Source organism: Nostoc sp. PCC 9305 (assembly GCF_963920915.1).
Taxonomy (GTDB): Bacteria; Cyanobacteriota; Cyanobacteriia; order Cyanobacteriales; family Nostocaceae; genus Nostoc.
In genome coordinates this window covers 1-9,936 of record NZ_CAWUDN010000175.1, presented here as the reverse complement: position 1 = coordinate 9,936, position 9,936 = coordinate 1, and the positions used below count along the sequence as shown (strand labels likewise).

Here is a 9,936-nt window from a genome sequence, read left to right as displayed (position 1 = left end):
AATTGGGGGACTTTGACTCTAGTTCCCCCTTTTTTAAGGGGGGTTAGGGGGGATCTAAACGCTGTGAGGCGACTCTCAAAGACTTGTGTATACACCGTAGCCCGCAAGCGGGGAGGGGTTGGGGGTGGGGTGTTAGGGACTTTTGCAAGAGGTCTATTGTAGATAGTCTCGTTGCTCAATTAAAACTTAACGAAATAAGTATTTGTTGGTAATGTTTGGGCAGTTCCTACATTTGTAGCCAAGTCGTTTATTTTATTATCTGTTTTGATTACTACAAACTTATCAGTAAATAGCAATACTTCACCATTTCCCGGTGTTACCCAAGCGTGGCGAGTCATTAGGTTTTTGGAGACAACTAAAAGAGACGCATCTCCACGGTAAGCCGAGATGGGTTTACCCATGAAGGTTTGATTATCTCTATTGGCGATCGCATAAGCAGCAGAGGAACCCACAAAAATTGTACTCCCATCTGAGTAAATAGTTTTAGGGAAATTGCTACTGCCGTCTCCCATCCCCGCAGTTGTAGGTTTTCTTGGAATACTTAGCTGTCCACGCTCGACAGTAAAATTAGTTAGATTAACAGTTCCTATATAAACCTTTGTCTCATCACGGGTTTGTGCAGCATTGGTATAGGAGTCTGTGGTAATCAAAGTCTTTGTTAATAAGTCTTTGCCATTCCACCTGTAGATTGAATTACCCCCATAAACTGAGCCAAGGACATAAAGCTTGTCTTCAAAAATATGTAATCGGTTAAGTCTTGTGTCTGCCATGTCGTGAGCAAGATCGGCAGAATTGTAGCCCCAAAGCTTACCTTGGTTATTTCCTGCTAAATTTGCCAAAGCAAATATTTTCGCTCCGTCAAAAACCATTCGGTAAAGAAAAGCTATCTGGACGGGAATACCTAACCTCTTTTGTTGCTGGTAGCCACTAGTGTAGAGATAGCCGTTTTTATACTCAAAATCCATTACCTCAGTTACGCCATAGCTTTGTTTGGCTTTAAAGTTGAGGTTTTTATCATAAATTGATAGAGTATTTGCAGACTGGTAAATAATCCAATTTTGTAAAAATTTTACCCGTGTCTTTGAATTAGCTGTATTGCTAACTATTTTTTGCCTAGTTCCGTCAGTTTTTATTTTTACTAGTCCTGTCGGAACAGCTAAGACATAAGTTTTGCCGTCAATTGCTACAATGTCACGAGCATCGTAATTAGAATTTGGGATTAGTTTTTTCTTCCCATTACTTTCTACTTCCCATACACCTTCAGTATTGATGACCGCAACTTTGCTGCCGTTAGTGCAAGCTGCTCTTGGCGAAGAAATATTAAGATATGTAGCTAAAGCGGGGGTAGAGTAATCAAACATTGTACAGTCCAGATAAAGTTGACTGAAAAATATTGGCGCTCAATTAAAAAAAATTTTTGGGAGTTTTTGCGCGTTTTTAAGCTAAACTCGTCTTCAAAAGTGCAGAAAATATCGGCTACGGTAAACTCAAAGGTTGAGTAATCCGCAAAATGTGCATATCTGCAAACATCGGTAAAATTAGAATTGAGTTATTTGTGGTTATGTCGTAGCGATAACCTGTTAATTGGGGGAAAGTAGCTTCAATTAATTTGCCTCTCTGGCTGCTTTCTAATTCGACAAATACTTCACCGAGACTTTCTGCCCCAGATCGCCCATCTCCTTTAACATCTCCTCAATCTTTTGCATAGGTAGAAATGAAGACTTGGCATGTCCTTTCTCCCAAAGGTTTACCGTCGAATAAGTTATACCTAAAGATGCTGCAAACTGTTCTTGGGTAAGACTAGTTGTGCCACGAAGTTCACGGATGAGCTTTCCAACTTCCGGTTGCTTGATTAGCAAAGGTTTCTTAATTGTCATTTAGCTAAGAACGCACCTGTTAATCTGGCGAGTGATATGTATTCCGCTACATCCTATTGGGGCTAATGCTGAATTGATAGGCGAAAATATACTAGAATTTTTATACTTTCTTGATTTACTAACCAAGTAATTATACGTCCGTAGATACGGTATTTCCTAATGAGACTCCTCAGGAATCAATTACGCAACGAAATAAGCATCCTGTTGTCAAGAAGCAGTTAAAATCAATATTTGTTGAAGAATAAGTCAGGAGTCAGAATCAGGCTATTACCATTCTGAAAAAGGGTATTTTACTAAATTGCTGTTGAAATATCTGGAGTCATCAGAAACTTCTTGTCCAATCCAGTTCGGTAATTCAATTTGCTGATTTTCATCAGTGAGTTCAACTTCTGCTAATATCAGTCCTTTATTAACACCATCAAACTCATCTATTTCCCAAATCAAACCACCAGACTCTATTTTATATCTGGTTTTTTCTATAAAGGGACGTTGACATAATGTCTCAAGTATTTCTTGAGCATCTTTAACAGGAATAGGATATTCAAACTCTAATCTCGAATATTTAATATTGGGGCCTTTAATAGTCAAATAACTTTTTTCACCTACTATACGTATACGTACAGTTGCTTTGTCTTCTGTAGCAATGTATCCTTGACGATATACACTACCTTCAGCTAATCTTCTCCAGCTATCTCCTGTCACTAAATATTTACGCTCTATTTCTTTCGCCATGTTATTTACCAAATTATTTGCTTTTTTATATCACAAATAATATAGCAATCCTAAATCTCTTCACAAAAATGTGTGTGCAATTATTACAAATCAGAGTTAAGTTGTTGAAGTATTGATATTTACTAATTGATAATTAGCGATCGCTTCTACTATAGGACGATAATTTATATCCTGATGACGATTTGATGCTATCTGCACTAAGCAATTGCAACTAGCAGTAAATTCGCCATTTGTATCCAATTTATTTCAAGGTGCAGTGAATTGAAAAGACTGTTAATCTTCCATACCTACGTTCAATCACTAGCACTGAATTCAAACATTTTTTATATATAAGAACTCACCAAATTTTCTTGTTTAATTTGTTCTTTTGCTAAAGCCAATGCTTGATGAGCATTTTTAAACTTTGTTTCATCTGTAAATTTATGCTCAAAATTCTTTAAATAAGCTTCTAAATACCGAATACGTAAGTGTGGATCGGCAGGATTCTGAAGAAATGGGAGGTCAGCTTCAACCATGAACCGAATAGCCAACAGGGGGATAGGGCTACGAAGTGGACGAAAGTTTGGGTTGTGCAGACCAGGACTTTCATTACGTTTATGAAATTCTCCTATCATCAGTCCTGACTCAACAAACAAAGGTTTAAGTTTTTGTTGGACACTATCTATTACTTTAGAAGCATCTTCTATAAGAATGTCAGGAAAAATAAGTAAAAAAGCTTTATTAATTGCTAATTCCTGCTCTTTAACATCTATTTGCAGAAATATATCTCGATAGCGTCCAACAATCTCTTCTAATTGTTCTGGATACAAATCGTTTGTGTGAATGACTGCTAGACGAATACTATTTGATTTGAGAGAGTAAGGTACAAAGGGGCAAACTGCGCCGGGTCTACCTAAGTTAGGATGAGACCTTCCTAAAAAATTTTTCACCCACTCCATAATTTCAATTAAGGCAGAAAGGTCTTCGTGTTGCTGGAGTTGTTCAATTTCACGAGTTGTATAGAGTTGCATAAGCTTGAGTGAAATGGAATAATTGTTTAATTCTGAATCCCAAATTAGTTTTACACATATAGGTAAAACTAATTACTTAAGTAAATAAAACAAGCCCTTTGTTGTTGATTTTTGGTTAATCTGTAGCTTGCAGAAGATAATAACGATCTCCCATTCGGTTTTGTAAACTTAAAGTAATTTACCTCAATACATACACAAACATATTTCCCATCAAATAACTTGTTTTCATTTGTTTTGAAATTAGTTTGTAATATGTTAGCTTCAGAACTAATATTTGAATTTTGAAACACATGTAGGGCATGCTACATTTTGCTAACACACCCTACAATTAATTGACAGAATTTTTCAAAAAGAATTTACGATTTCTATAGGATACGTATGTATCATCATTATTCGGCATCTACTCCTAGTTTTTTACACTGTTAAGCTTCTGTTATTTTTATGAATACATTATAAATTTTATGTGTAAATAGTTATTTTTACTGTGAAAATTTGGTGTAGATTTAACAGCAACTTTAGGGCTACTATCAAGGTAATACACTTGTAGGAAGTAAAAAGTTTACACAGAATTGGTATAAAGCCAATTGTATAAGCCGTATATTAATCACAGCATATTTGGTCTAAAAATAAAAATCAAAGGGGTAGGCAGAATGAGCGGCGACTTCTACCGTTCATATCCCTATTCTTAAGTAAGCTACTCACAAAATCAAATATTTTAGGACTTACAGTACTATACCAATTAACCATAATATGCATTAAGTCAAATTTATATTTCAGGTGCTAATTGCAACCCTGATTTTGTCGCATATTTACTGTTCTGGGTGTTAGACATGGCTCCAAAGCCCAAAATTAGTATAGTCAATATGTATGATACGTAAGTCCTATATTTGTTTAATTAGAAGTCTCTTATCTCTCAACAAATTCTTTCACCACTGCCATAGCTTCAGGAGGAATCTGCGTAATGAGACGAAATGGAAATGCGGCAGTTGAAGCAAACTGAGCATAGTCTGGTGTCAGGAAGATAGCATAGTTTTTAGCTTCTGGAGTCATCTGTGCAGCAAAGGACAAGGTTAAAGCTTTAACGTACTTGCGAACATCTGCTGCTTTTTCACCGACAACTTCACCGCCACTAATTGGTGTATTTGGTTGTCCGATCTGATCTAATGTGGTGCTGGGGTCTTTTACACTGAGATGAGTACCGCCAATTATACCAACTAGCGATTTTGGGGATGGGATTTTTTCAAATCCGACAATTTGTTCAGTTAAAGCTGGGGTGGTTTTATCGGCGGAACCTGCTAACACTATGGTGGGAACTTGTATCTTAGTTAACCCAGTTTCGCCAAAAATCAGAGAAGTTGTGGGATTGAGAGCGATCGCCTGTTTGATTCTGGGATCTCGTAGTTGATAACTATTTTCTGGTAGTTCTTGAGCGATACATTGCATATTTTCTCCCAAACTCAAGATAGTCAAGTTCTTTTTACAGCGTTGTTTGAGATGTTCTAGTTGCAACTCGGCCCCAGCAAGTGCTAAAGCTGTACCACCACCAAAAGAATAGCCAACAACCATCGCGTTTGTGGTTGCAAGTTTCCCTTGTAGGGGATGATTAGCTGTTTGGTTGAGCTTTTCCAATTCGTCGAGGACAAAACTAATATCTTGAGGACGATACAAAAACTCTTGAGGCTTCATGACTCTGGTTTTGCCTTGTAATGCTAAGTTAGCATTTGCCTGATTACTACCGGGATGTTCTAAAGCTGCTACTACATAGCCGTGAGATGCTAAATGTTCTGCTAGGTAACGCAAGTCCGTGCGGACTGACCCGAAGCCGTGAGAAAAGACAATTACGGGTTTGTCGGGAGTTGCAGCAGTTGACCAGTAAATATCAACCGGGATTTGGCGGTCGCGCTTTCGATCGTTCAGACTTAAGTTGAGTATTTTTACTTGGGCGCTTCCTGGTTGGCTAGGATCGAAAGGGAAAGCAATCTGTGGTGTTCTCGGATGTGCTGTTATGGGGTCGAGTTGGGGAGCGATCGCTAACATGAATTGCTGGGTACGCCAAAAAGCTGTATTTAAATTCCCTGCAACAGCGAAAGCCTTTGGCAAATCAATTTCTAAGCGTTTACTGGGATAAGCCGCAATAAAACTCAGTATGGAAAGACCTTGCGGTGCATTAGAACCTAATACCAATCCTGCTCTCAGTGCTTGTACCCCGGCTTTATCCTTTCGGGCTAAGGCTGTAGCGAAATCATTGAGAATAGTTGTACCAATCTGGGTATTAATTAACCTATCAAGTGTGACAACATTCATAGGTATATTCATGCCCAGCGCCCCCAAGAAGAAGCGGCGTTGTTCTTCAGATAAAGACTGTAAACTCCCAGGCAATTTTCCTGTTTTTACAGCCTTTTGCAACTCAGTAACAGAGATAGATTCTGTAAATAAACCCAAACGCACAACAACTGTGTCAGCAGCAATGGCCGAAGTATTTGCCCCAAACTGTGTAAGTGCGATAGCGCTAAAGAAACCTGCAATTGTCTTAAGACTTCTCCAAATTTTTCCCATAAACTTTTATACCAACTGTTACTTACGGGAATATAACGGATATTTGTGTATTTGACTACCCCAATAATTGATTAGAAATAAAAGTAAATTTTTTCTTAACTTGATGGCGATGTCTACGACGGGCTACGCCTACCCCGGATTTCTCACCACACCTCCTAAAGCCTGCGCTTGTGCAGGGGAGAAGTAATAAGTAATAAGTAATAAGTAAGAAGTAATAAGTAATAAGTTTTTACTCATTACTCATTACTCATTACTTCTCTTCTGCTCCATCAAACGCCTTGAGCTTGTGAGAGATGCGGGCTACGCTCTAATCTCCTGAAAGCATCTGCTGATGCAAACAGAGAAATATTACAAGCATAACAAAAGTAACGAATTGTAGAATTCATCACAGCTAAAAATTTGAGCATAAATCAGTGTTAACAGCCACAAAAGCTCGATTGTTTATCAGCTAGGTTTAAGACTGTAACGGAGCTACTAGAACAGGGAAAGCAATCGCATCTACAATCTGTATTTTTTTTGACAGGAAAATTTGGCGTTGCATATTTGCGGGATGATTTTGCTAGTTTTGTGGGATGGGCATCTTGCCCGTCCCTTGTATTTCAGGGCTCTCGTGTCGCCCACCCTACAAGAATCATCCCTTGATTCAGCAACGCCGAAAATTTAACCGACTGCTTAATGTTTTGCAGAGGTGTTGCAGGTGAATAGTCTGATTGCTGTAGCTGCACGATCGTTACTCATCAAATTCCCCCAGCCGCATCAACAATTTTTCTTGGCTTTATGCGTCGCAGACTACCCTATATTTTAATTTTTCTACTCTCTCTGAGTATTATTGCGCTGTGGTGGCCTGTGAATGATTCTGATTGCAATTTCGAGGCTTTTATCGCATCAAAAACTACAAAATTCCAAGTACATGCTACTAAGGTTATTGTTCAGCCGTGGCGTGGTCGTCACCATGTATATGGAATCTTTATGATTCCTAATGAATACAAACAAGCACCATTTTTTGTGTTAACAGTCCAAGGTGCTGGTAGTTACTGTTCAAAACAATTTGGTTATAAACAAAACTTTGATGATATCTTTGCTGAACCAGGAACTTATCTGGTAAAGAAGGCTATTAGAACTCGAAAAACTCTGCGGCTCATTCTTCAAGGTTTATATTCTCAGGTCAATGATAAAAATAATTGGACATTGACTTTCCCTGAACCAAAAGCTGGTCAAGATAATTCTTGAAGAAGAATTCAGAAGTCAGAATGGGCTAAACGCCCCGCTACCGCTAACAGGAGTCAGAATAAATCAGTCGGGGATTCAAACCCGCAACTAATAGCGTAGCGTTAGCGAGTCGTACAAAATTCATTCTGAATTCTGACTCCTGACTCCTGAATTCTGTTTGATAATTCATAACTTAGCTTGGTGGTTTAGTTTCCAAAACCTGGTCTTTTTCTAACAAGGCACTAGTCGCATTAACTACAATTTGTGCTGCTCCGGTGAAGAACGATCGCTCGATAGTCGCTGGTACATCGCTAGGTTCATGATAGTGCGGAGTACGTAAATTTGCAGTATCTGTCACCAGCACAGCACCCACACCCTGATACCAAAACGGTGCATGGTCGCTGCGTAGGGTATCTGGTGTCAGTAAACCTTTAAAAGGAATTGGTAGTGCTAGAACTGCTGGCATTGATTCCTGTTTATTCAGGGCAGTTGAGGGGATATTTTGTGAGTTTTGAAAGGCATTAAGCAAAGACAAGTGTTCTGTATCGCCGACTACTGCCAAAAAGTCGCCCTTGTCGCTAGGTGGTGTAATAGGCAATCCAGCAGGGTATTTCTGACATCCAGGAGTGTAACAAGCGTAACCTACCATATCCATAACGATCGCTCCGCCTAAATTTTGCAAGCGTGCTGTCTTACTCACAAAAGCCTGACTACCCAAAAGTCCCGCTTCCTCTTGGTCAAAAAAAGCTAACTGTAACGTCCGTGGCGTAGGACGGGAACCGAGCAACCGAGCGACTTCCAGCACTACGGCTACACCACTGGCATTATCATCAGCACCTGGGGAAGAGGCAACAGTATCGTAATGCGCTGCTACGAGAATTGCTTTCGCGGCTTTGTTAGTTCCTGGACGTTCGGCAAAAATATTCACACCGTCAGAGAACTTTTCTAATTTAGGTTTCCAACCGAATTTTTTCAGTTCAGCTGTAATATAAATGCGAGTAAGCGATCGCTCTTTTGTGGTGTAGCGCTGAAAATTCAACTTTTGGATATGGTTTAGCAGCTTGTCAGTAGAGACTTGGGGAGTAATATCAACTTCCCTTGATGGCTGTAGTTCGGGTGTTTTTAGTGGAATCCGCTCAACAATTGTCGGTGAGGGACGCTGTTCAAAAAACGTGCTACCTCTGCTACCCAACACGGCAACTGTCATCAGCACCAACAGCATCAGCCAAATCCATTTTCTCATCTGATTTATCCTTGGCTTCCTGACTTAGGGTAGCGCAAATCAACCTTGGGGAGGACAAGAGGGTTATGTCAGAAGTATTCAGGCAACAGGTGTTAGTGTTTGCCTTGTTTAAGACAGATCAATTCATGAGTTAAACTTCTCTACCCTCTGATGTAATTCCTCTAGTTCAGAGTAAATCAGGGTTATGCGAAGCGCCTGAAACGACCAAATATCATAATCCACATCATGGTTGATTTATAGATGGGTAAGTAGTTTTAGTTCTTTAGTGATATCTACTGCTTTGCGAGTGATAGGTCTGGTAACTTTTAGAACGTCTAGCAAACCTCCGCTAACACTTACGACATCTAATAATTCAGATTCGGGAATTATTTTTCTTACCAGCTTCACTCTTGATAAAGATTAGTTACTTATCTTCAATATTTTGATTAAATAATATTGCTTTTACGCCGATCGCACTCCCTTAATCCTTACTTCCTATCGCTAAAACTATTGCTGTATCTACTTTCTAACCTTTCACTCTTTTGTTAAAAAAGATGTTGGATTTACGGTAAATCTTAAGCATCTTGGGTGCGATCGCTGTTTAACTCCCACTAAAAAAATAAGTATACCGAAAGGAGTATTTCAGAAAAATAAGTAAGATTGTAATATCAAGCAATAAGCATCCTGCCAGATTATCAATTTTCCTTGACAGTTGATCCTGCCCTCACTAAATTATTGATATATAGGCGTTAGAGGCAATCACAGGTACACTCAATTTGTACCTCGTTTTTAATAGCTGGAGAATGTTTAGATATCGCAGTCATTTGGTTTTTTCAAGGAGGAAAGTTTTATGAATTTTTTGAAAAAATATTCCAATTTAACTATCCGTTTAATATGTTTAGAAATTTTATTTATTGCACCTGCTTTAGCTGATGAATGTTCGTCAAATCAGCGAGCGCCTTTGCCAGGATGTGTTTCAGCAGAATATATTAGTGGTGGAACTGTTATAACTAATAACTGTCCTTATACAGTTACCATAAAAGTTGATATAGCTAACAGTTCCGATAAACGGGTAGACGTTGGTCCCAACGGAGGAAGAACTGTAGTTGGTGTTGGCGGTAGGTTTCAGTTGTTTTGCTGTCCCAGATATAATAAATGTGCTTAACAATACCTTCACCAAAAAAGAGTATGAAGAGATAAAGTTCTTGGCAACTTTTGGTGATGATGAAAGGTTACGCGCTTTAGAGGATGTTTGAAAAGTCCTTTTCTTGGTAGCAAAACATTCTAGATCCCCCTAAATCCCCCTTAAAAAAGGGGGACTTTGAAAGGT

The 9,936-nt window shown here is 38.9% G+C and carries 9 protein-coding genes; 2 read left to right on the top strand and 7 right to left on the bottom strand.

What is annotated here, in order from left to right:
- Positions 1-179: 179 nt before the first annotated feature.
- The 6 genes from ACM0OX_RS33970 to ACM0OX_RS33945 form a co-directional block, all read right to left on the bottom strand.
- Complete coding sequence (locus tag ACM0OX_RS33970; protein WP_414519429.1) at positions 180-1,361, bottom strand: hypothetical protein; 1,182 nt, start codon at positions 1,359-1,361, stop codon at positions 180-182.
- A 267-nt stretch (positions 1,362-1,628) separates the two neighbouring features.
- A complete protein-coding gene (locus ACM0OX_RS33965; RefSeq protein ID WP_414519427.1) occupies positions 1,629-1,877 on the bottom strand; it encodes a helix-turn-helix domain-containing protein in 249 nt (82 codons plus the stop codon).
- A 267-nt stretch (positions 1,878-2,144) separates the two neighbouring features.
- A complete protein-coding gene (locus ACM0OX_RS33960) occupies positions 2,145-2,609 on the bottom strand; it encodes a CYTH domain-containing protein (protein WP_414519425.1) in 465 nt (154 codons plus the stop codon).
- A gap of 96 nt (positions 2,610-2,705) precedes the next feature.
- On the bottom strand, positions 2,706-2,849 hold the full coding sequence (locus tag ACM0OX_RS33955; RefSeq protein WP_414519423.1) for a hypothetical protein: 144 nt from the start codon (positions 2,847-2,849) through the stop codon (positions 2,706-2,708).
- Positions 2,850-2,932: 83 nt separating this feature from the next.
- The gene (locus ACM0OX_RS33950; protein WP_414519421.1) at positions 2,933-3,619 is read right to left on the bottom strand and encodes a DUF6875 domain-containing protein; all 687 of its coding nucleotides are present in this window, start codon (positions 3,617-3,619) and stop codon (positions 2,933-2,935) included.
- 906 nt (positions 3,620-4,525) lie between these two features.
- On the bottom strand, positions 4,526-6,175 hold the full coding sequence (locus tag ACM0OX_RS33945) for an alpha/beta hydrolase (protein ID WP_414519419.1): 1,650 nt from the start codon (positions 6,173-6,175) through the stop codon (positions 4,526-4,528).
- Between the two features lie 777 nt (positions 6,176-6,952).
- Here ACM0OX_RS33945 and ACM0OX_RS33940 point away from each other — a divergent pair.
- Positions 6,953-7,405 (top strand): hypothetical protein, encoded by a 453-nt coding sequence (locus ACM0OX_RS33940; RefSeq protein ID WP_414519417.1) that lies wholly within the window; start codon positions 6,953-6,955, stop codon positions 7,403-7,405.
- A 172-nt stretch (positions 7,406-7,577) separates the two neighbouring features.
- Here ACM0OX_RS33940 and ACM0OX_RS33935 read toward each other — a convergent pair whose 3' ends face one another.
- Positions 7,578-8,627 carry a M28 family peptidase gene (locus ACM0OX_RS33935; RefSeq protein ID WP_414519416.1) on the bottom strand — a complete coding sequence of 350 codons (1,050 nt, stop codon included), beginning with the start codon at positions 8,625-8,627 and terminating at the stop codon, positions 7,578-7,580.
- Between the two features lie 829 nt (positions 8,628-9,456).
- Between ACM0OX_RS33935 and ACM0OX_RS33930 the strand changes: the two genes are divergently transcribed.
- Positions 9,457-9,771, top strand: a complete 315-nt coding sequence (locus ACM0OX_RS33930) for a hypothetical protein (protein WP_414519414.1) — start codon at positions 9,457-9,459, stop codon at positions 9,769-9,771.
- Positions 9,772-9,936: the final 165 nt, after the last annotated feature.